Source organism: Amycolatopsis plumensis (genome assembly GCF_042652605.1).
GTDB classification, from domain to species: domain Bacteria; phylum Actinomycetota; class Actinomycetes; order Mycobacteriales; family Pseudonocardiaceae; genus Amycolatopsis; species Amycolatopsis plumensis.
The window spans coordinates 8,202,459-8,228,212 of sequence record NZ_JBHSJY010000001.1; the positions used below are offsets into that span (position 1 = coordinate 8,202,459).

Below are 25,754 nucleotides of genomic sequence, written 5' to 3' on the forward strand. Positions count from 1 at the left end.
AGGCAACCCGCAGTAATCCGGCTTCGGAAAGGAAGTCCATGTCGCGGAGATCCTTGTTCGTCGCGCTGACCACGGTCAGCGCCTTGCTCACCCCGGCCGCCGTCGCGGCCGCGGCGCCGCCGGGAGTCGATCCGGCCACCGTCGACCTCACGCTCTCCGCCGGGCAGAGCACGACCGTCACCAAGCACGTCACCACTTCCCCCGTCCCCCCGAACCCCGACCTCGTGCTCCTCGCCGACACCACCGGCAGCATGGCCGGCGCGATCTCCAACGTCCGCACCAACGCCGGTGCCATCACCGGGGACGTGCTCGCCGCGCAGCCGACCGCCCAGTTCGGCGTCGCCGAATACAAGGACTTCACCGACTCCGTGCCCTTCAAGGTCAACCAGGGCATCACCGGCGACACCGCCGCGGTGCAGGCCGGGATCAACCAGTGGGCCGCGTCCGGCGGCGGTGACTTCCCGGAGGCCGACCTCAACGCGCTCTACGAGCTGGCCACCGGCGCGGTCACCTACCGCCCGGACGGCACCCGGATCATCGCCTGGTTCGGCGACGCACCGTCGCACGACCCCAGCGGCGGGCACAGCCTGACCCAGACCATCGACGCGCTCAAGGCGGCGAAGGTCCGCGTGGTCGCGGTCAACGTCGGCAACCTGGACGCCGACGGCCAGGCGAGCGCCATCGCCACGGCCACCGGCGGGGTGCTGCTGAACAACGTGCCGTCGGACCAGGTGTCGCAGGCCATCCTCGACGGCATCAAGTCCATCGAGGTCACGGTGACGCCGAAGGTCACCGGCTGCGACCCGCAGCTGACCCTCACCAACGACCCGGCGAGCGTCAAGGTGCCCAGCGGGGACGTCGCCACGTTCACCGAGACCGTCGCCGCCGCGGCCGACGCCGCGCCCGGCACCTATCACTGCACGGTCGACTACCTCGTCGACGGCGTGTCCCGCGGGTTCGTCGAGACGACGACCGTGCGCGTGCTCGGCCTGAGCATCAACGACGTCACGGTGAACGAAGGCTCCGGCGGCGCGGCCGTGCCGGCGACGTTCACCGTGTCGCTGCTCGGCGGCGCGAGCCCGAACCCGGTGACGGTCCACTACGCCACCGCGAACGGCACCGCGACCGCGCCGGCCGACTACCAGGCGGCGAGCGGTGACGTGACCTTCGCGCCCGGCGAGACGGCCAAGCCGGTGACCGTGCTGGTCAACCCGGACACCGTCGACGAGCCGGACGAGACGTTCACCGTGACGCTCTCGGCTCCGGTCGGCGCCGGGCTGGTCGACCCGACCGGGGTCGGCACGATAGTCGACGACGACCGCGACGGCGTGTTCTCCTGCACCGGCACCGCCGCGAACGTCATCGGCGTCACCGCGGCCGTGGCGAACCCGGCGAACCTGCCCTGCGCCGACGACAGCAAGAGCGTCCTCGACGCGACGCTCAACGCCGGCCTGATCAAGGTGGAGACGCACGCGCTGACGTCCTCGACCGACCTGGCCCCCGACAACCAGTCGGCGGCGCCGGCGGCCGGTGACCACGCGCAGGCGGCGGCCCGGATCGACAAGACGGTGATCAGCACGGTCGGGCTGACCATCGAGCTGGGCGTGATCCAGTCCCAGGCGGCGGCGACCTGCCAGCCGTCCCCGGGCGGGCTCGCCCCGGTGCTGAGCGGCAGCTCGAGCGTGGCGTCGCTCAAGATCAACGGCGTCCCGGTCACGGTGGGTTCGGCGCCGCTGACCATCGCGCTGGTCATCGGCTCGCTGAAGCTGAACGGCCAGACCATCGCGAACGGCGTCGTGAAGCAGCAGGCCGTTTCGCTCGAGACCCCGCTGGCCAAGATCGTGCTTGCGGAGTCCCAGGCCGACGTGCACGGCACCGCCGCGCACCCGGCGGGCAACCCCTGCAAGCGGTGATCCGCTGAACCACCCGGGGCGGGTGGCCACCGCCCGCCCCGGGAGGTCTTCACAGCTCGTGGGACGTCGTGGCGCCGGTGGTCACCAGGAGGGCGCTCCAGGCCGCGGCCGGGCTGATGTTCAGCAGCACCGCGCGGCCGCCGAACTCCCCGGTCTCCTGGGCGCTGGTGAGGTTGAAGAAGACGTCGTTCGGTCCGAGGTGGCCGAAGCGGGCCAAGTTGTCGGAACACGCCTTCGCGATCGGGACGCCGATCGCCTCCGACCAATTCCGGAACGCGGCCGTGGACAGGTTCTGGGCCAGGTAGCACGGGACGTCCGCAGGAGTCAGGCCGTTGCGGCCGAGGAGGCGGGTCACCAGCGCTCGCAGCCGATTGCGGGTCTCCACGGCCAGCCGGAACGAGTACGCCGCCGGGTCGGTGCACTCCTCGCGCCAGCGGGCGAACTTCTCGTCGCGGTATTCGACCCGGAACAGGTCCGCGTACGCCCCGTTGGTCTCCAGCAGGATGTCCCGGATCCGCAGCTCTCCCCGGCGGCGCAGCAGCAGCGCGCCACCGCTGTCACCGTTCACCGTGACGGGGTGGCGGTACCGCCCGGGCGTCGCGGGCTTGCTCCCGTGCAGCACCAGTACGTTCGCCAGGTCCTGATCCGCGCGCAGCAGCCCGTTCGCCGCGAGCAGCGCCGGAGTGAGCGACGCGCACCCGAGGCCGCCGACCGAAAACGCCATCGCCCGCCCCGCGCCCAGCATCGCCTGCAGCCGCGTCGCCTCCGAGCTGACGAGCGTCTGCGGAGCCCGCGGCTCCACCGTCAGCACGACGTCGACGTCGTTCGCGTCGAGGCCCGCGGTGGCCAGCGCCCGCTCACCCGCCCGGGCGGCCAGGTCCGCCGCGGTCAGCGTGTCGTCGGCGGGCACCCGGTCGATGCCCAGCGCGGCGCAGGTCGCGCGTTCGGCGTCGGACAGCGAGGGCAGCTCGGCGACCGTCAGGAACGTCTCCGGCAGGTACCACGCCGAGGCGGCGAGCGCGATCACGGGAGTTCGCCGAAGGCGCCCAGGATTTCGTCGGCCAGCGCGTCCAGGCGCTCTTGGCCGACGCCGCCCGCCACGGCCAGCCGCAGCGCGCCGTCGCGCACCGCGCTGGTGACCACCAGCGGGAACCAGGACGCGACCGCCCGCTTGAGGTTCACCGAAAGGTCCCAGCGGGTTCGCAGCAACCGGACGCCGGAGTCGAACGCGGAAGTGTCACTCGGCCCGTGCAGCACCAGGACTTCCGGTTCAGGAAGGGCGCGCAGCCGGGCGGTCCCCGGCGAGTCCGGGGAGAGGTGACGCAGCATCCCGTAGCCGACGCCGTCGTTCGGCACCGACCGCGCCCGGTCGGCGATCTCCGGCAGGCAGTCCCGCGCCGCCGTGCCCGGCTCGACCGGCAGCACCAGCGGGTGCAGGGTGGTGAACCAGCCCACCGACGGGCCGCGCCCGGCCAGCCGGAACGGGTTCGGCGTGGCCTCCCCCTCGGTCATCACGAACGCGCTCGGCGCGCCCTGCCACCGGGCCAGGCCGCAGGACACCGCGCACAGCGCCGCTTCCCGGCCCTGCGCTCCCCCGGCGGACAGCAGGGTCGCGACGGCGGGGTCGTCCAGGGTCCGCGCGGTGATGCCGTCGCCGGGCGAGCCGCCGATTCGCCCGGCCGCTTCCCCGGCCCGCAGGGTCGCCGTCCAGTAGGTCAGCTCCCCCGCCAGCTCGTCCGAGGCGGCCATCGCGCGCAGGTGCTCGGCCCACTCGCGCCACCGCGGCGGCCGGGGCGCCGGGGCCGGGGTGCGGCCCGCCGCGAGGTCGGCGAGCAGGACGTCGAGGTCGTCGAGAACGACCACAGTGGACATGTTGTCGAAGACGAAGTGGTTGACCAGCAGGACGAGCAGGCCGCCGCGGGTGCGGCCGCGGTCGTAGTGGCGGACGCGGAACAGCGGCCCGCGCGCGGGGTCCATCTCCGCCTTCATGGCCAGGCAGTCGTCCGCGACGATCGCCAGCTCCTCGTCGGTGTCCAGCGGTGGCAGCACCTTCGTGTCGAACACGTCCGCCGCGGTGAGGTCCGCGACTTCGAGCCGGGTGCCCAGTGCGTTGCGCCGCAACCGGTAGCGCAGCGGTTCGTGCAGGGCCAGGAGGTGGCCGATCGCCGTCCGGATCGCGACCCCGTCGATCTCGGGCGTGGTCTGCACGGTGTGCACGTCGACGAAGTCGCCGACGTCGTCCGGCATCCGGTCCAGGAAGCTGAGCATGATCGGCGTGAGCGGGATCGGGCGCGGGGGCTCGGGGGCCGTCACCGCGGGCGGCGCGGGCACCGGCGCCGGGCCGTCGACGACCGCGGCGCGGGCGAGTTCGCCGAGCGTGCGGCACTGCAGCAGCTGCTGCGGGGTGAAGTGGACGCCGTCCTTCGCCGCCCGCGCGGCGACCCGGACGCCGAGGACCGAATCGCCGCCGAGGTCGAAGAAGTTGTCCTTCGGGCCGACCGGGCCGCCGCCGGTCAGCAGGTCCGCGCAGATCGCGGTGAGGACCCGCTCGGCGTGGGCGGACGGAACGCTGTCCACAGAGTACGGTGCGGTCATGGCGGGCTCCCGGTGGGTGGAGGCGGGGACCGGCTCGCCCTCGACGGCCGGCAGTGCGTCGAGCGGACGGCCGGGTTCGCGCAGCACGGCGTCGAGCAGGCCGGGCAGCAGCCGGGCGAGCGCTTCCGCCGTCCCGCGGTCGAACAGCGCGGTGGCGTACTCGAAGTAGCCGTCCATCGGCCCGTCCTGCTGGTCGATGACGCCGACGGTCAGGTCGAACTTCGCGGTGCCCGGCGCAATCCCGGCGACCGTGCCGGCGTCGGAGAACCGCGAGCAGCCGAGGCCGCCCAGCTCGGCGGTGTCCTGCGGGACGTTCTGGTAGGTGTAGGCGACGTCGAACAGCGGCTGGCGGCCGGGCTCGCGCGGCCCGCACACGGCCGAGACGATCTTCTCCAGGGGGATTTCCTCGTGGTCGAGGACGTGGGCGACGGTGTCGGCGCAGCGCCGGACCAGGTCGGTGAACGACTGCGTGCCGTCGACCGGGGTGCGGAACGGCGGCAGGTTGTTGAAGTACCCCATGAGGTCGTGCGTCGCCGGGTGCGTCCGGCCGGAGGTGGCCACCCCGACGACGACGTCGGTGAACCCGGCCCAGCGGTGCAGCAGCGCGTCGACCAGCGCGAGCATCGTCACGAACGTCGTCACGCCGTGTTCGCGGCTGAACTTCCGGGCCGCTTCGGCCGCCGGTTCGGCGATGGTGAACTCGACGAGGCCGCCGTCGAAGCTCTGGGCCGCCGGGCGGGGCCGGTCCAGCGGCAGCTGGACGGTCGGGAGCCCGGCGAGCTCGGTGCGCCAGAACCGCAGGCCGCGTTCGAGCGTCTCCCCCGACAGGCGGTTTCGCTGCCAGGCCGCGAAATCGGCGAACTGGAAGGGCAGGTCCGGCAGCTCGGGCGCCTGGCCGGCCAGCCGTGCCCGGTAGAGCTCGGTGAAGTCGCGGAAGAAGATCGTCGGCGACCAGCCGTCGAAGACGATGTGGTGGTAGGTCCAGAGCAGCACGTGGTCGTCGGTGGCCAGGCGCACCAGGGTGATCCGGACCAGCGGGCCGGTGGCCAGGTCGAACGGGCGGACGGCCTCCTTGTCGGCCAGCCGGTGCGCCGCCACGTCCCGCTCCGCGTCGGGCAACGCGCTCAGGTCGTGTACGACCAAGCCGGGGCCGGGTTCGGCGAGCCGGGTGAACGGCACGCCCTCCTCGTCGGGGATGCAGGTGCGCAGGATTTCGTGGCGGTCGAGGAGGTCCTGCACCGCTCCGGCGAGCGCGGCTTCGTCCAGGGGGCCGGTCAGGCGCAGGTCGTGCGGGATGTTGTACAGCGCGCTGCCGGGGTTCAACCGGTCCAGGTACCACAGCTGTTCCTGCCCGAACGACAGCGGCAGGGGGCCGCCGCGCGGCAGCACCGTGATGGCGGGGACGTCTTCGGAGGCGCCGCGCTCGGCGCGCACGGCCTCGATGCGGGCGGCGAAGGCCCGCACGGTGGGGTGGCCGTACAGATCGGCGAACGTCAGCTCGACGCCGAAGTCGCGTTCCATGGTGCGCAGCGCGGTGATCGCCGCGATCGACGTCCCGCCGAGGGCGAAGTAGTCCGACTCGCGGCCGAGCTCGTCCTCGCCCAGTGCCCGCGCCCAGACCTCGGCGACCCGGCGCTCGGTGTCCACATCGGACACCACGGGGACCGGTTCCGGTACCCGGGTTTCGACCGACGGCGAGCCCGGCGCGCGGCACCAGCAGCGGACGCTCTCCAAGGGGTAGGCCGGGGCTTCGATCCGGGGCACCACCATCCCGGCGTAGTGGCGGTCCCAGTCGAGCCGGACGCCGAGCCGGTACAGCGTGGCCACCTGCCGCAGGACCGCCCGGCGGCCGGCCCCGGCGATCAGCTCGACGCAGCCCAGCTCGGGCGCCAGGCGGCGCATCGTCCGCGAGAGCACGCCGCCGGTGCCCAGCTCGACGAGCACCGCGCCGTCCCGGGCGAACCCGCGCACCGCCTCGGCCAGCCGTCCGGAGTCGAGCGTGGCCTCCACCGCCCGGCCCGCCGCGGCCGCCAGTCCGTCGGCCAGGGACAGGTCACCGCGCGCGATCCGCACCGACAGGTTGCCCACACCCGAACCGGCGAGGTGGGTGTCGGGGATGCCGAGCGACCGGGCCAGCCGGTGGAGGGCGTGGTGGACGGCGACCAGCCGCGGGCCCGGCTCCTCGGGCAGCGGGTCGTCGCCGAGGACCGGCCACGCCGCGCACAGCCGTTCCCAGCTTTCCGGTTCGACCCCGCCGTCGCCGGAGAACAGCAGCACCACCGGCGGGTCGTCCGCGGCGGGCGCGTCCGGGACGGCGGCCGACCGCAGGGCCGCCGCCAGGCCGGCGGGGTCGTCGGCGACGACGGCGAGGCGGAAGGGGTGGTCGTCACGGCCGCGGTTCATCGCGTGGCCGATGGCGAGCACACCGAGCCCGCTCCCTTCGGCGAATTCGGCGAGCGCGTCGCGGTAGGTGGCGAGCGCGGAAGCCGTCTTCGCCGAGACCGTGACGAGCTGCTCGGTCCCGTCGGGTTCCGCGGGCGCCGGAGCCGGGGGCGCCTGCTCGACGACGGCGTGCACGTTGGTGCCGGTGAGCCCGAAGGAGCTCAGGCCCGCGCGCCGCGGCGCGTCGCCGTCCCACGGGGCGAAGGCGGGGTTGACCCGCACCGGGCCGCTGAAGTCGATCAGCGGGTTCGGCGTCTCGAAGTGCGCGGTCGGGTAGCGGACCCCGCGCCGCACGCTGAGCAGGACCTTGACCAGTCCGGCGACGCCGGCGGCGTTGTCGAGGTGGCCGATGTTGCCCTTGATCGAGCCGATCGCGCAGGACGGCGTCGTGACGCCGGCGTCGAGGAACGCCTGGCGCAGGGCCTCCACCTCGACGACGTCGCCGAGCGGGGTGGCCGAGCCGTGGCACTCGACGTACCCGACGGTGGCCGCGTCGACGCCGGCGTCCCGCCAGGCCGCGGTGATCACCTCGGTCTGGGCCGCCCGGCTCGGCGCGCTCATGCTGGCCATCCGGTAGCCGTTGTGGTTGACCGCGATGCCCTTCAGCACGGCGTGCACGTGGTCGCCGTCGGCGAGCGCGGCGGGCAGCGGCTTGAGCACGACGATCCCGCCGCCCTCGCCGCCGACCGCGCCGGTGGCCTTCTCGTCGAACGGGCGGCACCGGCCCTCGGGCGACTCGACCCCGCGGACCGGGACGTGCCCGGCCGCCCGGATCGGCACCGGCCGCACGCTGATGCCGCCCGCCAGCGCCAGGTCGGCGGCCCCGCTGCGCAGCAGGGCGACGGCGTGGGCGACCGCGACCAGGCTGCCGCTGCACGCGGTGTCGAGGACGAGCGCGGGCCCGGTGAAGTCGTGGCGGTAGCTGATCCGGGCGGCGAGCGACGCGCCCAGGATGCCGAGGATCTGCTGCGGGTCTTCCTCCTCGAAAAGGTCTTCGTAGTCGCTCCGCGAACTCCCCAGCACGACGGCGGTGCGGGAGCCGCGCAGGGCCTGGGGCGCGTAGCAGGCGTTCTCGAGGGCTTCGTGGGCCAGCTGCAGGATCAGCCGCTGGTGCGGGTCCATCCAGGTGGCCTCGGCCGGCGGGACGCCGAAGAAGCGGTGGTCGAACCGGTCGATCCGGTCGAGGTAGCCCATCGGCAGGTAGCCGGGCCCGGGCGGGAAGCCGTTCTCTCGCAGCCGTTCCTCCGCCGGCTGGCCGGTGCGGTCGCGCCCCTCGGCGAGCAGGTCGTGCACGGCGTCCAGCCCGTGGGCGCCCGGGAGCAGGGCGGACACCCCGATGATCGCCACGTCGTCGTTGCGCACCGGCTCCGGCCTCCTAGAGCTCGTAGTCCTTCGGCGGGTTCAGGCCGCGGTCCACCGCCCGGCCCAGTGCGGCGAGCGTGGGGTGCTCGAGCATCAGGGCCAGCGAGCCGACCGTGGGGTTGTCGAACAACGCCCGCGGCGGCAGCGCAGTGCCGAAGTCCGCGCGCAGGCGGGCGGTGACCCGCAGGCAGAGCAGCGAATCGCCGCCGAGGGCGAAGAAGTCGTCGTCGACGCCGACCTGCTCGACGGAAAGCACCTCGGACCAGATCCGGCTCAGCGCGCGCTCGGTCGCGGTGCGGGGCGCGAGGTAGGCCGGTTCGCTCTCGGCGGGGGCGGAAGGCGGTTCCGCCGGTTCGCGCGGACCGGCGGGCTGCCGGTCGCGCGGCGACCCGACCGGCCCGGCCGCGACCGGCTGCGCGGGCCGGCCGCCCGCCGGGTCGCGCAGGAGCTCCGCGAGTTCGTCGGCGAGCTCCTCGGCCGTATCGTCGTCGAACAGCGCCGGGTCGTAGCCGAGCCGGAGGCCCAGCGGTTCCCGCGCACTGCCGTGGGCGACGAGGACCAGCGGGTAGTTCGTGATCTCGACCGCCGTCAGGTCCGCCACCCGCAGCCCGCGCTCGGCCAGCGCGTCGCGGTCGAACGGGTAGTTTTCGAACACGACGATGCTGTCGAAGAGCCCCGCCCGGGCGGGGAGCCCGCTCCAGCGGCGCAGCTCGGCCAGTGACACGTGCCCGAACCGGCGGGCCTCGGCCTGGTCGGCCTGCAACCGCCGGAACCAGCCCGGCCGGTCTTCGGCCTCCGCGACCGTCACCCGGACCGGCACGGTGTTGACGAACATCCCGACGATCGCGTCCACGCCCGGCAGGTCAGGCGGCCGGCCGGACACGACCGCGCCGAAGCAGACGTCCGGCTCGCCGCCGTGCCGGGCGAGCAGCCGCGCCCAGGAGCCCTGCACGACGGCGTTGACGGTCAGCCGGTGCCGTCGCGCGAAGGCGGCCAGCCGTTCCGAGTCCACAGCGGACAGTGAGCGCTCCACAATGGACGTGGAGCGGGCGCGGTGGGCCCGCCCGGGCGGGCGGTCGTACGGCAGCCGGGTGGGGGTGAGCCCGGAGAGGACCTTCCGCCAGTGGGTTTCGGCCGCCGTCGCGTCCTGGCGGGCCAGCCACGCGAGGTGGTCGGCGAACGGGCGGCGCCGCTTGCCGGGCTGTCCGCACAGGTGCGCGAGGACGTCGGTGAGCACCTCGAAGACGCTCCAGCCGTCGAGGACGACGTGGTGGAAGGTCCACAGTGTCCGGACCCGGTGATCGTCCAGCCGGATCAGGGTGACCCGCATCAGCGGCGGCACGGCCGGGTCGATCCCGGCTGCGCGGTCGGCGGCGAGCAGGCCGGCTTCGTCGTACGAGCGCCCGTCGAGCACGGTCACCGGGAGCGTGACGGACCGGTGCACGACCTGGACCGGTTCGCGGACGCCGGTCCAGCGGACGGCGGTGCGCAGGGCCGGGATCTCGTCGACGGCCCGCCGCCAGGCTCGCTCGAGGGCAGCGAGGTCCTCGACGCCGGTCAGGGTGAAGCAGACCTGCTCGAGGTAGGTGCCCGGTTCCGAAAGGCCGTGGAACAGCATCCCGGCCTGCATCGGGGTGAGCGGGTAGACGTCCTCGACGTGGCGGCCGTCGCCGAGGAGCCGGTCGAGTTCCGCCTGGGTGGCCGCGGCGAGCGGGAAGTCGGACGGCGTGCGGCCGCCGGCACCCGGCTCGGCGCAGTGGGCGGCGATCTCCCGCAGCGCGGCGAGCACTTCGGTCGCGAGGCGGGTGACGGTGGCGGGTTCGTGCACGCCCGGCGAGTAGGTCCAGTCGAATTCGAGTTCGCCGCCCGCGGTGACGGCGGCGGTGACATCGAGGCGCGAGGTGCCGGTGACGTGCGGGGCCCGGCTCAGCCCGATGGCGGAGGGGGCGCCGCGGAACGGCTCGCCGGGCTCCGGCTCGGCGTCGAAGCGACCCAGGTAGTTGAACGCCGCCACCGGGCGGGGCTCCGGCAGCCGCTCCTGCCCCAGGTACCGCACCGCCCCGTACCCCAGCCCCCGGTCCGGGACCGCGCGCAGACACTCCTTGACCGCCTTCAGCACCGCACCCCACCCACCGTCCCGGGGCACCTCCACCGGGCACGGGTACAGCGTCGTGAACCAGCCCACCGTCCGGGACAGGTCAACGTCCTCGAAGAGGTCTTCGCGGCCGTGCCCTTCCAGCTCCAGCAGGACGCTCTCCCGCTCCAGCCAGCCGCCCAGGACCCGGGCGAGCGCGCTCACCAGCACGTCCTCGATGCGGGTGCGGTAGGCGGCGAACGTGTCGCGCAGCAGCGCCGCCGTCTCGTCCGCGGCGAGCCGGACCGTCACCGCGCGAGGCGGCCGCGGGTCGCCGTCCGGCCCGGCGCCCGGCGCGCTCCGGCGCCAGAACCGGGTGGCGAACCCGCCCGCCGTCACATGTTCGGCCAGTCGGCGGGACCAGTCGTCGAACGACGTGGTCCGGGGCGGCAACTCCACCGGCCGCCCGGCGCGGGCCGTGGTGTAGGCGGTGCTCAGGTCGGCCAGGAGGATCCGCCACGACACACCGTCCACCACCAGGTGGTGGGCGGCCAGCAGCAGCCGTGCGCCGTCGAGGACCGCGGTGAACAACGGGCCGCCGTCCAGCTCGAAGAAGTCCATCGTGGACAGCGGGCCGACTCGGAGGGCCGGAAAGGGTTCCGCGTACTCCTGCCGCCACTCGCCGTCGACCCGGTGGAAGCGCAGCCGGAGCGCGTCGTGGTGGTCCACGAGCGCCGCAACCGCGGTCCGCAGCGCCGCCTCGTCGACGTCCGCGGCGAGCTCGGCCGACACCCACTGGGTGAAGTGCCCGGGGTGCTCGGTGATCGTCTCGAAGAACCAGTGCTGGATCGGCGACAGCGGCACCGGACCGGACGGCCGGGGTGCCGCGCGCGCCGCCGGTTCCTCCCGGACCGCCGCCGCGGCCAGCTCGGCCGGGGTCTGCCGGAGGAAGACGTCCTTGGCGCTCAGGCGCAGCCCGAGCTGCCGGGCCCGCGCCACGACCTGGATGCCGAGGATCGAGTCCCCGCCCAGCTCGAAGAAGTTGTCCTGCGTCCCGACGTGCTCGACGCCGAGCACCTCCGCCCACACCCGGGTCAGCACCTCCTCGGCCGGGCTCCGGGGCGCCGTGCGGGTTCCGTTGGCGCGCGGCCGCGGGGCGGGCAGTGCCCGGCGATCGACCTTGCCCTGCGGCGTCAGCGGGAACCGGTCGAGCACCACCAGCGCGCCCGGGACGAGGTGCCCCGGCAGGCTCTGCCCCAGGAATTCCCGCAGCGCGCCGGGCTCGACCGGACGGCGGGGCACGACGTACCCGGCCAGGCGCTTGTGGCCGGGAGTGTCCTCGCGCGCGACTACAACGGCCTCGGCGACGTCCGGGTGCCGCCGCAGCGCCGCCTCGATCTCGCCCACCTCGATCCGGAAGCCGCGGATCTTGACCTGGTCGTCGGACCGGCCGAGGAAGTCCAGCACCCACTCCTCGCCGGCGCGCCAGCGCACGACGTCGCCGGTGCGGTACAGCCGGGTGCCGTGGCCGAAGGGGTCGGCGACGAACCGGTCGGCGGTCAGGCCGGGCCGGTCCAGGTAGCCGCGGGCCAGGCCGCTCCCGCCGACGTACAGCTCGCCGGGCACGCCGGGCGGCACCGGATCGAGGTGGCGGTCCAGCACCAGGCAGCGCGTCCCGGTGATCGGCCGCCCGATCGGCACCGGCCGCGCGCCGTCGCCGTCCCGGACCCGGTGGCAGGCGGTGAACGTGGTGCCCTCGGTGGGCCCGTAGCCGTTGACCAGCTCCAGGTCCGGCCACCGGCGCAGGACCGTCGCGCACTGCCGCGGCGACAGGACGTCCCCGCCGGAGACCAGCCGGCGCAGCCCGCCGAACACTTCCGGGTCGGCCGCCGCCACCTCGTGGAACATCCCCGCGGTCAGCCACAGCGCGGTGACGCCCTCGGCGCGGGCGAAGGCCCCGAGGGCCTCGACCGACGGCACGTCCTCGGCGTCGATCGCCAGCCGCGCGCCCGACAGCAGCGTGCCCCAGATTTCGAGCGTCGAGGCGTCGAACGACAGGGGTGCGTACTGCGTCGCGACGTCGTCCGGGCCGAGCCGGGCGTACTCGTCGGCGCACAGCCGGGTCACCGAGCGGTGCTCGATCAGCACGCCTTTCGGGCGGCCGGACGAACCCGAGGTGTAGAGCACGCAGGCCAGGTTGTCCGGCCGGACCCGGCACGGCGGGGCGCCGGGCTCCGGCCCGTCCTCGGCGATCAGCACGTGGGCCCCGGGAGGGACCCGATCACGCGCGGCCGGTGTCGTGAGCACCGTCGTGGCGCCGGAATCGGCCAGCAGCAACGCCAATCGCTCGTCCGGATAACGCGGGTCGAGCGGGACGTAGGCGCCCCCGGCCTTGAGGACGGCGAGCATGCCGACGACCGCGTCGATCCCCCGCGGTACGCAGAGGCCGATCCGGACGTCCGGGCCGGCGCCGCGGGCGATCAGGCCGTGCGCGAGCCGGTTCGCCCGGCCGTCCAGCTCCCGGTAGGTCAACGCCGTACCGGCGCAGGAAACCGCGGGGGCGTCCGGGCGCTCGCGGACGCGGTCGGCGAAGACGTCGAGCACGGTCAGCCCCGGACCGTCCACCGGCGACCGGCCCGCCGCCAGCACGGCACGCCGTTGCGCGGGCGCCGGGAAGGGCAGGCGGGACAGCCGCCGTCCCGGGTCGCCGGCGATGCTCTCCAGCAGAACCAGGAGGTTTTCGGCCAGCCGCCGGATCGTGTCCGCGTCGAACAAGTCGGTGCGGTACTCGACGGTGGCGCGCAGGCCGCCGTCCCGCGGCTCGAACTCGCACGTGAGGTCGAACGGGGCCGACCGCCGGGGCAGGTCGAGCTCCTCGACCGCCAGGCCGGCGAGCTCCGGCCGGGCCGACGGCGCGTTCTGCAGCACCACCATCACGTTGACCAGCGGCGAGCGGCCGGCGTCGCGGTCCGGGGCGAGCAGCTCGACCAGGCGGCCGAACGGGACGTCGTCGTGGGCCATCGCGTCGAGCACGGTCGAGCGGACGCCGGCCAGGAAGTCCGTGAAGACGGGATCGCCCTCGAGGCGCGAGCGGATCACGACGGTGTTGACGAAGAAGCCGACGAGTCCCGCCAGCTCGTCCCAGGACCGCCCGGCCGTCACCGTGCCGAGGGCGATGTCGCGCTGCCCGGTGTAGCGCGCGAAGAGGACCTGAGTCGCGGCGATCAGGGTCATGAACAGCGTGGCCCCGCGCCGGCGGCCGAGTTCGGCGAGCCTCGTGGTCAGGGCCGGAGGCACGGTGAAGCGGTGCGTGGCGCCCGCCGTCCCCCGCACCGCGGGCCGCGGCCGGTCGGTGGGCAGCTCCAGCGCGGGCACCCCGGCCAGCTGCCGCTCCCAGTAGGCGATCCGGTCGTCCAGCTCCGGACCGGCGAGCCGGTCGCGTTGCCAGGCGGCGAAATCGGTATAGCGCAACGGCAGCGGGGGCAGCTCGGCCGCCGCGTCCGAGTACAGCAGGCCGAGCTCGCCGGCGAGCACCCCCATCGACCAGCCGTCGGTGACGATGTGGTGCAGCACCAGCACGAGCAGGTGGTCATCCGGCCCCAGCTCGAACACCGTCGCCCGGAACAGCGGCCCGCGGGCGAGGTCGAACGGCCGCTGGACTTCGGCGAGCAGCTCGCGTTCGACGTCGTCGGCGGTCCGGACGTCCGGCCGGATCTCCGGCGGCGGTCCGACGACCTGGACGCCCCGCCCGCGCACGGTGGGGAACGTCGTGCGCAGCGACTCGTGGCGCGCGGCCAGCGCGGTCAGCGCCCTGGCCAGCGCGTCGGCGGACAGGGGGCCGCGCAGCCGGAACCCCGCGCTGGTGTTGTACTCGGCGCCGCCCGGGGCGAGCTGGTCGAGGAACCAGAGCCGTTCCTGGCCGGACGACAGGGGCAGCGCGGTGCCGGGTGTGGTGCGGACCGGCGCGTGGCCGGGGTGTGGGCCGGAGAGGGCGGCCGCGAGCCCGGCGACCGTGCGGTGTTCGAAGACGGCCTGGGCGGGCAGGGCCGCGCCGAGGCGCCGGCTGAGCGTGCCGGCCACGCGCATGGCGAGGATCGAGTCGCCGCCCAGCTCGACGAAGTCGTCGTCGGCGCCGACGCGGTCCAGGCCGAGCGCGTCCCGCCAGACGTCGGCGACCAGCTCCTCCGCCGGGCCGCGAGGAGCGGTGCCGTCGGAGCGGGCGGGCGCGGGCAGGGCCTGTCGGTCGACCTTTCCGCCGGTGGTCAACGGGAGGCTCGTCAGCTCGACGAACCGGGCGGGCACCAGGTGCTCCGGGACGCGGCCGCGCAGGTACGCCCGCAGCCCGGTCACCGGGTCCGTCTTGGGCACGACGTAGGCGACGAGGTGCTCGTCGCGGCCGTCCCGCCGGGCCACGACGGCCGCGGCGGCCAGGCCGGGATGGCTCAGCAGCGCCGCTTCGGCGTCGGCCGGGTCGACGCGGATGCCGCGGATCTTGACCTGCCCGTCGGCGCGGCCGAGGAAGTCCAGCAGCCCGTCGTCGCGGCGGCGCACGCGGTCGCCGGTGCGGTACATCCGCGAGCCGGGCGGCCCGGCCGGGTCGGCGACGAACGCGGCCGCGGTGGCACCCGGACGGCCGAGGTAGCCGCGCGCGAGCCCGGGCCCGGCCAGGAAGAGCTCCCCTTCGGCGGCCGGCCGCAGCCCGGCGTCCAGCACCTCGGCGCGGGTTCCCGCGATGGGACGCCCGAGCACCGCGCGGCCTTCGGGAACCGTGTCGCAGACCAGGCTGTCCACTGTGGTCTCGGTGGTGCCGTAGGCCGTGCGGACCACGACCCCGGCGGCGTCCAGGGCCGCCCCGAGATTGGGATCGACGGGCTCGCCGCCGGTGACGACGATGCGCGGCCGCGCGGGGCCGTCCAGCAGCCCGGCGAGCAGGAGCATCCGGAGGTGGGAAGGGGTCACGTCGAGCACGTCGATCCGCGCGTCGGCCAGCGCGGCGACGGTCTCCCGCGGGTCGCCCCGGTCCAGGACGTGCAGTTCGTGCCCGGCGAGCATCCACAGCAGCGGAACCCAGGAGGCGTCGAACGACCACGCGGCGGTGTGGGCGACCCGCAGCCGCTCGCCGGCGGCCGTCTCGAAGAGGCCGGCGCGGTGGGCGGCGAAGAGGGCGAGGAGGCCGCCGTGGGTGCCGAGCACGCCTCGGGGCCGTCCGGTGGAGCCGGAGGTGTAGAGCACGTAGGCGAGGTTGCCGGGCCGGATCCGCGGCGGGGAAACGACCGGGCGGGCCGGGTCCGCCCCGGACACGCTGCGGGAATTGCCCGCCTCGCCATCGCGACCGAATCCACCGGGCGCCGGGTCGCCCGTCACGAACACCGGTACGCACTCCGTTGGCAGCCCGTCGGCCAGGTGCGGCTGGGTCAGCACCAGCGTGACCCCCGCGTCGGCGAGCAGCGCAGCCCGGTGCCGGGCCGGGTGGGCCGGATCGAGCGGGACGTACGCCGCGCCCGCTTTGAGCACGCCGAACAGCGCCACCACCATGTCCACCCCGCGCTCGGCCAGGAGGCCGACCCGGATTTCCGGGCCCGCGCCGTTCAGGGCCAGGCGCGCGGCCACTTCGTCGCTGCGAGCGGACAGTTCCGCGTAGTCCACGCGGGTCCGGCCGCACACCACGGCGGTTTCCGCCGGAGTGCGCGCCGCCCGGTGGGCCAGCAGATCGCCCACGCTGCTCAATGGTCCGGTCGTGGTAGTCATCCCCAGAATTCCCCGTGCCCGGTGCCGGAAATCCCGGCGGTGACGAACTCCGGATACTTCCAGCGGCTTCCCGCGAACGGCAAGCCGCCGATCGAGGGACCGGCCGTCACCGTCCATAATTGCCGCCGAACACAAGGGAAATTGATCGTCCATTGAGGACAATGGACGAATCTTCCCGACGATTACGCCGTTCGGCGTCGTCGACGCACCGCGGACCGTGTTAGCTTCGAACGGGGGCTTCGTCGAGGGAGGGCGCGTGACAGGCCAGCAGCCGGTGGACGCGGACGTCACCGCCGAGGAGATCTTGGCCGAACTGAACGGGTTCTTCAGCTCCGCGACGGCCGGGAACACCCCGGGCCCCGACGAAGACTACTTCGCACTGGGACTGGTGAATTCCCTGCTGGCCCTGGAACTGGTCGCCCACATCGAGCGCCGGTTCGGCATCGAGGTCGCGGTGGAAGACCTCGATCTCGACCATTTCCGGACCATGAACCGCGTCACCGCTTTCGTGCTCCGGAAACGATCGGCCGGAATTCCGTGACCACAATGGACTCCGCCGCCTTCGCGGCCGAAGTGCGGCCGGACGCGGCGGACTGGGACGCCCGCGGCGCCCTGCCGCCGGAGGTCGTCAAAGCCGTGGCGCACGCCGGTTTCCTGTCCCCCGACCGCACGCCGGCCGAGCTCGGGGAGCTCTGCGCCGACTTCGGCGGGGTGTGCAGTGCCCTGCGCGCGCTGATCACGGTGCAGGGCATGGTCACCGCGGCCGTCCGGCGCTGGGGCACCGCGCAGCAGCGCGCACACTGGCTGCCGGCGCTCTCGCAGGGCGAGGTCCTGGCCGGGTTCGCGGCCACCGAGGCCGGCGCCGGGAGCGAGCTGTCCGCCGTGACGACGTCCGCCGAGCGCGAAGGCGGGCAGGTGCGCCTGCACGGCCGGAAGCTGTGGGTCACCTTCGGGCAGCTCGCCGACGTCTTCCTGGTGCTCGCCACCTGCGGGGGCCGTCCGGTCACCGTGCTCGTCGAGGCGGACCGGCCCGGCACCACGGCCGAGCCGGTGCGCGGCCAGCTCGGGATGCGGGCGGCCCGGCTCGCCCACGTCCGGTTCGACGGCGTGCTCGTGCCCGCCGGAAACCTCCTCGCCCCACCCGGGTTCGGCCTGTCCCACGTGACGGCGACGGCGTTGGACCACGGGCGCTTCACCGTCGCCTGGGGCTGCGTCGGGATGGCGGAAGCCTGCCTGCGCGCCGCCGCGGGCCACGCCGCCGCCCGCGTGCAGGGCGGGGTGCGGCTGGCCGGGCACCAGACCGTGCGCGCCCTGCTCGGCCGCAGCCTGGCCGACACCGCCGCCGCGCGCGAGCTGTGCGCCCGCGCCGCGGCCCTGCGGGAGAACGGCGATCCGGACGCCGTCGCCGGGACCGTGCTGGCCAAGTACGTGGCCGCCCGCGCGGCCGCCGCCGTCGCCGACCGGGCCGGGCAGGTGCTCGGGGCGGCCGGCTGCGCGGAGGACAGCCTGGTGGGCCGGTTCTTCCGCGACGCCAAGGTGATGCGGATCATCGAAGGCGCCGACGAGGTCGCCGAACAGCAGCTCGGCGAGTACGCGCTGCGGTGGCGCCCGTGAAGACCGTCAAGTGCCTGGTGTGGGACCTCGACGACACGCTCTGGGACGGCGTCGTGCTCGAAGGCGACCGGCCACGCCCGTTCCCCGCCGCGCTCGAGACGCTGCACGCGCTGGACGAGCGCGGGATCCTGCACGCCGTGGCGGGTCGCGGCGAGCTCGCCCGCGCCGCCGGGCACCTGGCCGAACACGGCCTCGCGGAGCTGTTCTGCGCGGTCGAAGTCGGCTGGGGCGAAAAGTCCGCGGCGATCCGCCGCATCGCCGCGGAGCTGAACATCGGCCTGGACACCATCGCCTTCGCCGACAACGACCCGGCCGAGTGCGCGGAAGTCACCGCCGCGCTGCCGATGGTGCGCTGCTACCCCGCCGAGCGCGTCGGCGAGCTCGCCGGCCTGGCGGAGTTCCGGCCGGAGCTGGTGACCGGCGAGTCCCGCCGTCGCCGCCACCGGTACCTGGCCGAACGCTCGCGGGCCGCGGCGGAACGCGCGTTCCCCGGTTCTCCGCCCGAGTTCCTGGCCTCGCTCGGGCTCACGATGACGGTCCGCGCCGCCACCGAAGCCGACTTCGACCGCGCGCACGAGCTGACCCTCCGGACCCACCAGCTCAACACCACGGGCCGCACCCTCGACGCCGCCCGGCTGCGCGAACTGTGCGCGGCCGAGGACCACGAGGTGCTCGTCGCGGACGTCACCGACCGGTTCGGCGCGCACGGCACGGTCGGGCTGGCCGTCCTCCGCCACGACGGCGCCGACGTCGTCCTGGAGTTGCTCCTGACCTCGTGCCGGGTGCTGAACCGCGGGATCGGCACGGTGCTGCTCGGCCACCTCGTCCGGGACGTCTTGGCGCGCGGCCGGCGTCCGGTCGCCCGGTTCGTCCCGACGGAGGCGAACCGGATCATGCTGGTGACCCTGCGGTTCGCGGGCTTCGAGCCGGCCGGCGAGGGCACGCTGACCTTCGCGCCGGGGCGGCCACCGCCCGCGGTGCCCGCCCACGTCCGGATCGTCGACGGGAGGAACCGGTGAAGATCGGGATCGTGGGAGCCGGGGTGATGGGCACCGGTGTCGCGCAGTGCTTCGCCGCGGCCGGGCACGACGTCGTCGTCGCCGACACCGACCCGCGGGCACTGGAGAAGGGCCCGCAGCGGGTCCGGGCCGGGCTGCGGATGGCGGCACTGCTCGGTGCCCGCCCGCCGGCCGCGGTCCCGGAGCGGATCCGCTGGACCGGGCGGCTCGGCGAACTGGGTGACAGCGAGTTCGTCGTCGAATGCGCGGCGGAACGGCCTGCCGTCAAGGAAACGCTGTTCGCCGGGCTGGATCGGGTCTGTCCCGCGGCGACGGTGCTCGCCTCCTGCACGTCCGCCGTCCCGATCGGGCGGCTCGCCGCCGCCACCGCCCGCGCCGACCGGGTCATCGGCACCCACTTCATGAATCCGGCCCCGCTCAAGGACACCGTCGAGGTGGTCCGCGCGGCGACGACCGGCGAGGAGACCCTGCGCGCCACCACGGACCTGCTGGCCGGCATCGGCAAGCGCGTGATCGTGGTGGGCGACGGCCCCGGCTTCGTCGCCAACCGGGTGCTGATGGCCACGATCAACGAGGCGATCGCGACGGTCGGCGACGGCATCGCCGACGCCGCCACGGTCGACCGGGTCTTCGAGACCTGCTTCGGCCACGCGATGGGCCCGCTGCGCACGGCCGACCTCATCGGGCTCGACGTCATCCTGGACACCTTGGTGGTGCTGCTGGAATGCACCGGACAGCCGATGTACCGCCCGTGCCCGCTGCTGACCGAGCTCGTCGGCGCCGGCAGGCTGGGCCGCAAGACCGGCCGGGGCCTGCACACCTACCCGGCGGGCTGAGCCGCCGTCGGCAACAGCTCGAGCGTCTCGGCGGCGAGGCGGTCCGCGCCTTCGCGGAAGTCCGCGTCCAGCTTGCGGAAGAGCGTCTCGGCCTCGATCGCGGGCCAGTCGCGCGGCAGGTGCCCGGCCGGCAGGTGCGGGTCGCGGCGGACGACGTGCAGCCAGTCCGAGTGCAGCATCAGCCGGCGGGTCAGGTCGTCCGGGAACGCCGGCTTCCCGCCGTCCCACTTGTCCATGAAGTCGTGGTAGCGCGAGGCGATCGTGGCCGTGTCGAAGGCTTTGCGGACGAGCTCGGCCGCTTCGGTGGGCTTCGCCGGGTGCGCCGTGAACACCGTGACGTGCCCGTCGAGGCCGAGCTGCTCGACGATGGCCGCGACGTCCCGGACGCCGGGGGCGACCCACAAGCCGTTCTGCAGCAGGCCGAACCCCGCCCAGGTCAGCTGGCGGCGCAGGTCGTGCCGGTCGCCGCGGCGGGTGTCGGGCAGGGAAAAGCCGACCAGCGTCCAGCCGCCGTCCTCCGACCGGTTGACCGCGCCGGTCTCCCAGATCCGCCGACGGCCGTCCTCGAGAACCGTTGCGAGGCGTTCGCTGAGACCGAAGTAGACCTTCCGCCCGTGCCGGTGGCGGGTCAGCAACCCGCTGCCCGCCATCCGGGTCAGCGTCGAGCGCACCGCCTCCTCCGAGACGCCGACGCGGCCGAACACGTCGATCACGCTGCCCGAGTAGATCGCGCTCGCCCGGCCGAGCAGGTGGATGCCCAGGAACGTGAGCATGACGGACTTCGGGCGGGGCCCGGAGCCGGTCTCGGCGGATGACGTCACGGGCGCCAGCGTAACCCGGACGCCCGCCACTTGATGTTGTGCAGAATGTTGACGGCCGTCATGCCCCTGACTAACGTTGGGGCCCGCTCCCCCGTCGTCCACCCCGGACGAACCTGCCCCTCCCGCAGTGCCCCGCCCCCGAAGACGAGGGTGAACCCCATGAGCACTCAGCTCCGCAGAGCGGTCGCGTCGAGCTTCCTCGGCAGTCTCATCGAGTACTACGACTTCCTCCTCTACGCCACGGCGAGCGCGGTGGTCTTCGGCAAGGTCTTCTTCGCCGACCTCGACCCGGCGCTGGCCACGGTCGCCAGCTTCGGCACGTTCACCACCGGCTACCTCGCCCGCCCGCTCGGCGGCCTGATCTTCGGCCACTTCGGCGACCGCCTGGGCCGCAAGCGGATGCTCGTGCTGACCATGACCCTGATGGGCGTCGCGAGCTTCCTCATCGGCCTGCTCCCCGGCTACGACCAGATCGGCCCGGTCGCCCCGATCGGACTGGTCCTGCTCCGCGTCGTCCAGGGCATCGCGGTCGGCGGCGAGTGGGGCGGCGCGGTGCTGATGTCCGCCGAGCACGCGCGGTCCCGCCGCGGGCTGTGGGCCGGCTTCACCAACGCCGGCGCGCCGAGCGGCATGGTCGTGTCGACGCTGGTCATGTCCGCCACCGCCGGGCTCACCTCCGAGGCCGACTTCCTCGCCTGGGGCTGGCGCATCCCGTTCCTGCTCAGCATCGTGCTGCTCGCGATCGGCCTGTTCGTGCGCTCCCGGGTCGACGAAACCCCGGCGTTCCTGGCGACCCGCAAGGAAGAACGGCGGCGGCTGCCGCTGGTCGCCGTGCTGCGGGACCACCCGCGCGTGCTGGCGCTCAGTGTCGGCGTCGGGCTGGCCGCGTTCGTCGTCCAAGCCACGCTGACTACCTTCGTGCTCGCCTACAGCGTCCAGCACGGCCACCCGCGGCAGGACGTGCTCAACGCGCTCACGCTGTCCTCGGCGTGCGCGGTGGCGGGAATCCTGCTGTGGTCGGCGCTTTCGGACCGGATCGGCCGCCGCCCGGTCGTCCTGGCCGGCGTGGCCGCGATGGCGGTGTTCGGGTTCCTGCTCTTCCCGATGGTCCGCAGCGGCAGCGGCTTCCTGCTGGTCCTGGCCCTGGTGCTCGGCCAGGGCGTGATCCACCCGATGATGTACGGGCCGCTGGCTGCGCTGTACTCGGAGCTGTTCGACACCGAAAGCCGGTACACCGGCGCGTCGCTGGGCTACCAGCTGGCCGGGCTCGGCGCCGGGTTCGCCCCGCTGATCTTCGCCGAGCTCCAGCGCGCCAACGGCGGCGGCTCGACCACCCCGGTGTCGTGGACCATCGCCGCGTTCTGCCTCCTCTCCGCCGTCTGCGTGCTGGCGCTGCGGGAGACCCACCGCCGCGACCTCGCCCCCGAGCCGGGCGTGCCCGCGGCCGCCCAGCGGGAAGGACTCCGATGAGCCGGTGGCTGCGCCGGGTCGGCGCCCTCGTCGCGACGACGCTGACCGCGTTCGGCCTCACCACGGGAAGCACGGCGCAGGCCGCCACCCCGGCGCACTACACCGGGCAGCTGCCCGACGGCGCGAGCTGGGTGGCGGACGTCCCGGCCTCCTGGAACGGGACCGTCATCCTCTACAGCCACGGCTTCGGCCCCCTCGAAGCGCGCAACGCGCCCGACGAGCCGACCGGCCAGGCCCTGCTCGCGGCGGGGTACGCCCTGATCGGCTCGTCCTACAGCGGGCCGTCGCTGTGGGCGCTCGCCGCCGCGCCGCGGGACCAGTTCGCCTCGCTCGACCAGCTCGTGCGGAAGATCGGCGAGCCCCGCCGCACCATCGCGTGGGGCACGTCGATGGGTGGGCTGGTCAGCGCACTGGAGGCCGAGTCCGGCAACCGGCGGCTCGACGGCGCGCTGACCACGTGCGGCCTGGTCGCGGGAGCGCTGAACCTCAACAACTACCAGCTCGACGGCGAATACGCGTTGTCCCGCCTGCTCGCCCCGGCCCAGCCGGTGAAGCTCGTGCGCTACACGAGCGCCGAGGAAGCGAGCGCGGCCGGCGCGGCGCTGACGAAGATCGTCACCGACGCCCAGGGCACTGCGGCCGGCCGGGCGCGGATCGCCCTCGGTGCCGCGCTGATGAACATGCCGCCGTGGCTGACCGGGGACACCCCGCCCGGGCTCGCCGACTACGCGGGCCAGGAACAGCAACAGCAGCAGGCCCTCGCGCAGTTCGTGCTCGGGTTCGTGGTGCCCGGGCGCTACCAGATCGAGCTGGCGGCCGGCGGGAACAGCGCGTTCAACGCCGGCGTCGATTACCACGCCCTGCTGTCCGGCAGCCCGCTGGCGCGGCAGGTCCGGGCGCTGTACCGCACCGCGGGCCTCGACCTCGACGCCGACCTGGCCGAGCTGACCCGTCACGCGGACGTCACGGCCGACCCGCAGGCCGTCGGCACGCTGGCCCGCACGTCGACGGCGACCGGACGGCTGCGCGTCCCCTCGCTGGCCATCCACACCACCGCGGACCACCTGGTCCCGGTCGAACAGGAGAACTGGTACGCCCACCGGGTCCGCGCGGCCGGGCGGGATTCGTTGCTGCGCCAGGCGTACGTGGGCGCGGCCGGGCACTGCGCCTTCCAGCCGTCGGAGACACTGGCGGCGTTGCACGCCCTGGAATCCCGCATCACCACCGGGCACTGGCCCGACCTCCGGCCGGAACGCCTCAACGCGGCCGCGGCCGCCCTCGGCGCCCCGGGCCGCTACCTCCGCTACACCCCGGCGCCACTCACCGGCGCGGACCGCCGCTGAGGCAAGGGGGCGGCCGCCTTCCGCGACGGCCGCCCCCTTGCGTCACGGTAAATCATCCCTTTCCGAACTGGCATTTGTAGTCAATCCGCCGCGTCCCTAGCGTGGTCGGCATGAACCTCACCGTCCTCGCGGCGTCCGGCCGGACCGGACTCGCGCTCACCCGGGAAGCCCTGCGGCGCGGGCACACCGTCACCGCGATCGCCCGGGATCCCCGGCGCATCGACGTTCCCCCGTCGGCCCGGTTGCACAAGGTGGCGGGGGACGTCGAGGACCCGGCGAGCCTCGCCCTCGCCGGCTCGACCGTCCTTTCCGGACTCGGCACGGACCGGGCGGGGGTGCTGGCGGCGGGCGCCAAGGCGGTGGTCGCGGCCGGGCCGTCGCGGATCATCTGGCTCGGCGCCTACGGGACGGGCCGGTCGGCGCCGGTGGCCGGGGAAGCGGCCGGGGGGCTCGCGAAACTGCTGGGCGACCGGCTCGGCGACAAGGTCGAGGCCGACGCGACGATCCTCGCCGCCGGCGGCACGGTGTTCCACGCGGGGTTGCTGAGCGACGGCCCGGAAAGCCCGGGCCGGCGCACGGTGGGCCTGGAAGCCGGGCCACCACTGGACTTCACCGCGGAGATCAGCCGGGCGACGGTGGCCGCGGCGATGCTCGACGAGGCCGAGACCCCCCGCTTCCCGGGCACGATCGCCCTCCCCCTCCCCGAGTGACCCTCTTCGCCGGTCTGCCGCGGCCGTCGTGAGTGAAAAACAGTGTTCTAACCCGCTTTTTCACTCACGACCGGCCGCGGCAGACTTCCGGACCGCCACCGGGCCGCCGGTGGTGATTTCGGTCAGGGCTGTGCGGACCTGGTCGCGGAGCCAGGCGTGGGCCGGGTCGGAGTCGTAGCGCTGGTGCCACGTGCAGCAGATCTCCGCCTCCGGCGACTCGGCCGGGAGCGGGCGGGTGATCAGCCCGAACGCGTCGATCAGCGGACGGCTGAGCACCGCCGTGCAGCTGACCAGCGCGTCACTGTGCACCGCCAGCTGCAGTGCCGTCGCGAGTGTGGCCACCGACGCGATCACCCGGCGGCGCAGGCCTTCGGCGGCCAGCACGTCGTCGATCGGGGCCGTGAGCCGGCCGCGGCGGGAGACCAGCACGTGCGGGTGCGCGGCGAACTCCCGCAGGTCGAGGCCCCCGGCCGCCGGGTGGCCCCGGCGCATCGCCACCACCAGGGGGTCGCGGCCGAGCACCTCCGACCGGAACTCGGGCGACTGCGGGCGGGCACCGCCGAGTTCGACGTCGACGCGGCCGTGCCGCAGGTCGTCGGTGTCGGCGGAGTGCTCGGCCAGCACGCGCAGCCGCACGCCGGGCGCCCGGTCCTGCAGCCGGCCGGCCAGCGCCGGGACGACCGACGTCGCGAGCGCGTCGTGGCACTGGATCGTGAACGTGCGGTCCAGCTCGCCGAGGTTCAGCTCGCGGGCCGGCTGCAGGACCTCTCGCGCCCGCCGGACCAGCCCGTGCACGTCTTCGCGGATGGCCACCGCGTACGGCGTCGGAACCATCGTGTGGCCGGTGCGGACCAGGATGTCGTCGCCGGTCACCGCGCGGAGCCGGCCGAGAGTGCGGCTGACCGCCGGGGACGACAGGTGCAGCCGCTCGGCCGCGCCCATCACGCTGCCCTCTTCGAGCAGCGCGTCGAGCACCGTGAGCAAGTTCAAGTCGAGTTGCACGAACCCAAGACAACCACAGGAGAAAAATCATGACTCAGGACCTGCTCGCCGCCACCACCGCCGCCGTCCGCGCCGCCGGGGCCCGGATGCTGGCGCGCTACTCCCCCGCGTCCCGCCAGCCCGGGCTGCCCGAGGTGCTGAAGAGCCTGGACGACAACGACTCCGCGGTCGCCGGCGTGCTCCGGCCCGCACTGGCGGAAATCCGGCCGGAGGCACGCTGGCTCGACGACGAACACGGGTCCGGCCCGCTGCCCGCGGGCGAGTGGTGGCTTATCGACCCCGTGGGCGGCAACGTCAACGCGGTGCACGGCATGCCCGGTTGGAACGTCGGCGTGAGCCTCGTCCGCGACGGCCGTCCGGTGCTGGCCGTGCTCTTCTTCCCGGTGCTCGACGAAATGTTCACCGCCACCGAGGGCGGCGGCGCCCACCTGAACGGTGAGCGGCTCCGGGTGTCGGCCAAGACGGCGCTGGACGGCGCCCTCGCGGGCACCGGCCAGGCCCAGCCCGGCCACGGCTTCCTCGCCCGGATGGGCCGCTCGTTCACCGCGATGTCGGAAGCGGCGCTGTACGTGCGGATCTCCGTGCCGGTGACCCACCAGCTCGCCCAGGTCGCCGCGGGCCGGATGGACCTGCACTGGCAGTTCGACAACGTCCGGTCCCACGCCGCCGGTGTCCTGCTGGTCCAGGAAGCCGGTGGCGTCGTCACGGACCTCGAGGGCGGGCCGTGGGAATTGACGAGCGAGGGCTACCTCGCCGCCGCGCCCGGGGTGCACGCCGCCGCGCTGAAGGTCCTCACCGCCTGAGC

Annotated in this window: 14 protein-coding genes; 9 read left to right on the plus strand and 5 right to left on the minus strand. The window is 74.3% G+C overall.

Annotated elements, in window-relative coordinates:
- Positions 1-38 precede the first annotated feature (38 nt).
- On the plus strand, positions 39-1,913 hold the full coding sequence (locus ACFPLC_RS39650; protein ID WP_378201242.1) for a Calx-beta domain-containing protein: 1,875 nt from the start codon (positions 39-41) through the stop codon (positions 1,911-1,913).
- A gap of 49 nt (positions 1,914-1,962) precedes the next feature.
- On the opposite strand, the gene ACFPLC_RS39655 is transcribed toward ACFPLC_RS39650, so the two are convergent.
- The 3 genes from ACFPLC_RS39655 to ACFPLC_RS39665 are packed head-to-tail and all read right to left on the minus strand — an operon-like array spanning position 1,963 to position 16,104.
- Complete coding sequence (locus tag ACFPLC_RS39655; protein ID WP_378201239.1) at positions 1,963-2,940, minus strand: 3-oxoacyl-ACP synthase; 978 nt, start codon at positions 2,938-2,940, stop codon at positions 1,963-1,965.
- Entirely contained in the window at positions 2,937-8,312 is a 5,376-nt protein-coding gene (locus ACFPLC_RS39660; protein ID WP_378236090.1) for a condensation domain-containing protein, read from the minus strand. Before ACFPLC_RS39660 ends, ACFPLC_RS39655 begins: the two co-directional genes overlap by 4 nt.
- A 13-nt stretch (positions 8,313-8,325) precedes the next feature.
- The gene (locus ACFPLC_RS39665) at positions 8,326-16,104 is read right to left on the minus strand and encodes an amino acid adenylation domain-containing protein (protein ID WP_378201233.1); all 7,779 of its coding nucleotides are present in this window, start codon (positions 16,102-16,104) and stop codon (positions 8,326-8,328) included.
- A 286-nt stretch (positions 16,105-16,390) separates the two neighbouring features.
- Here ACFPLC_RS39665 and ACFPLC_RS39670 point away from each other — a divergent pair, with 286 nt between their 5' ends.
- The 4 genes from ACFPLC_RS39670 to ACFPLC_RS39685 are packed head-to-tail and all read left to right on the plus strand — an operon-like array spanning position 16,391 to position 19,603.
- Positions 16,391-16,675: a phosphopantetheine-binding protein gene (locus ACFPLC_RS39670; RefSeq protein ID WP_378201230.1), complete on the plus strand. Its 285-nt coding sequence runs from the start codon at positions 16,391-16,393 to the stop codon at positions 16,673-16,675.
- 5 nt (positions 16,676-16,680) lie between these two features.
- The gene (locus tag ACFPLC_RS39675; protein ID WP_378201227.1) at positions 16,681-17,748 is read left to right on the plus strand and encodes an acyl-CoA dehydrogenase family protein; all 1,068 of its coding nucleotides are present in this window, start codon (positions 16,681-16,683) and stop codon (positions 17,746-17,748) included.
- Positions 17,745-18,767, plus strand: a complete 1,023-nt coding sequence (locus ACFPLC_RS39680; RefSeq protein ID WP_378201225.1) for an HAD-IIIC family phosphatase — start codon at positions 17,745-17,747, stop codon at positions 18,765-18,767. The genes ACFPLC_RS39675 and ACFPLC_RS39680 overlap by 4 nt, the downstream gene beginning before the upstream one ends.
- The gene (locus tag ACFPLC_RS39685) at positions 18,764-19,603 is read left to right on the plus strand and encodes a 3-hydroxyacyl-CoA dehydrogenase family protein (protein ID WP_378201222.1); all 840 of its coding nucleotides are present in this window, start codon (positions 18,764-18,766) and stop codon (positions 19,601-19,603) included. The genes ACFPLC_RS39680 and ACFPLC_RS39685 overlap by 4 nt, the downstream gene beginning before the upstream one ends.
- Here ACFPLC_RS39685 and ACFPLC_RS39690 read toward each other — a convergent pair.
- Positions 19,588-20,424 (minus strand): PaaX family transcriptional regulator, encoded by an 837-nt coding sequence (locus ACFPLC_RS39690; protein WP_378201219.1) that lies wholly within the window; start codon positions 20,422-20,424, stop codon positions 19,588-19,590. The genes ACFPLC_RS39685 and ACFPLC_RS39690 overlap by 16 nt on opposite strands.
- Positions 20,425-20,583: 159 nt before the next feature.
- Between ACFPLC_RS39690 and ACFPLC_RS39695 the strand changes: the two genes are divergently transcribed.
- From ACFPLC_RS39695 to ACFPLC_RS39705, 3 genes are all read left to right on the plus strand, one after another.
- Positions 20,584-21,894 (plus strand): MFS transporter, encoded by a 1,311-nt coding sequence (locus ACFPLC_RS39695; protein WP_378201216.1) that lies wholly within the window; start codon positions 20,584-20,586, stop codon positions 21,892-21,894.
- Entirely contained in the window at positions 21,891-23,237 is a 1,347-nt protein-coding gene (locus ACFPLC_RS39700) for an alpha/beta fold hydrolase (protein WP_378201213.1), read from the plus strand. Before ACFPLC_RS39695 ends, ACFPLC_RS39700 begins: the two co-directional genes overlap by 4 nt.
- A 110-nt stretch (positions 23,238-23,347) precedes the next feature.
- Positions 23,348-23,947 carry an NAD(P)-dependent oxidoreductase gene (locus ACFPLC_RS39705; protein ID WP_378201210.1) on the plus strand — a complete coding sequence of 200 codons (600 nt, stop codon included), beginning with the start codon at positions 23,348-23,350 and terminating at the stop codon, positions 23,945-23,947.
- A gap of 60 nt (positions 23,948-24,007) precedes the next feature.
- Here the strand turns inward: ACFPLC_RS39705 and ACFPLC_RS39710 are convergent, their stop codons facing one another.
- Positions 24,008-24,949, minus strand: a complete 942-nt coding sequence (locus ACFPLC_RS39710; protein ID WP_378201207.1) for a LysR family transcriptional regulator — start codon at positions 24,947-24,949, stop codon at positions 24,008-24,010.
- Between the two features lie 29 nt (positions 24,950-24,978).
- Between ACFPLC_RS39710 and ACFPLC_RS39715 the strand changes: the two genes are divergently transcribed.
- Positions 24,979-25,752, plus strand: a complete 774-nt coding sequence (locus tag ACFPLC_RS39715; RefSeq protein ID WP_378201204.1) for an inositol monophosphatase family protein — start codon at positions 24,979-24,981, stop codon at positions 25,750-25,752.
- Positions 25,753-25,754 lie beyond the last annotated feature (2 nt).

What these genes read in the sequence shown, in the direction of transcription:
- ACFPLC_RS39650 (WP_378201242.1), top strand. Translation starts at nt 39, where the DNA reads ATGTCGCGGAGATCCTTGTTCGTCGCGCTGACCACGGTCAGCGCCTTG.
- ACFPLC_RS39675 (WP_378201227.1), top strand. Translation starts at nt 16,681, where the DNA reads ATGGACTCCGCCGCCTTCGCGGCCGAAGTGCGGCCGGACGCGGCGGAC.
- ACFPLC_RS39695 (WP_378201216.1), top strand. Translation starts at nt 20,584, where the DNA reads ATGAGCACTCAGCTCCGCAGAGCGGTCGCGTCGAGCTTCCTCGGCAGT.
- ACFPLC_RS39700 (WP_378201213.1), top strand. Translation starts at nt 21,891, where the DNA reads ATGAGCCGGTGGCTGCGCCGGGTCGGCGCCCTCGTCGCGACGACGCTG.
- ACFPLC_RS39705 (WP_378201210.1), top strand. Translation starts at nt 23,348, where the DNA reads ATGAACCTCACCGTCCTCGCGGCGTCCGGCCGGACCGGACTCGCGCTC.
- ACFPLC_RS39715 (WP_378201204.1), top strand. Translation starts at nt 24,979, where the DNA reads ATGACTCAGGACCTGCTCGCCGCCACCACCGCCGCCGTCCGCGCCGCC.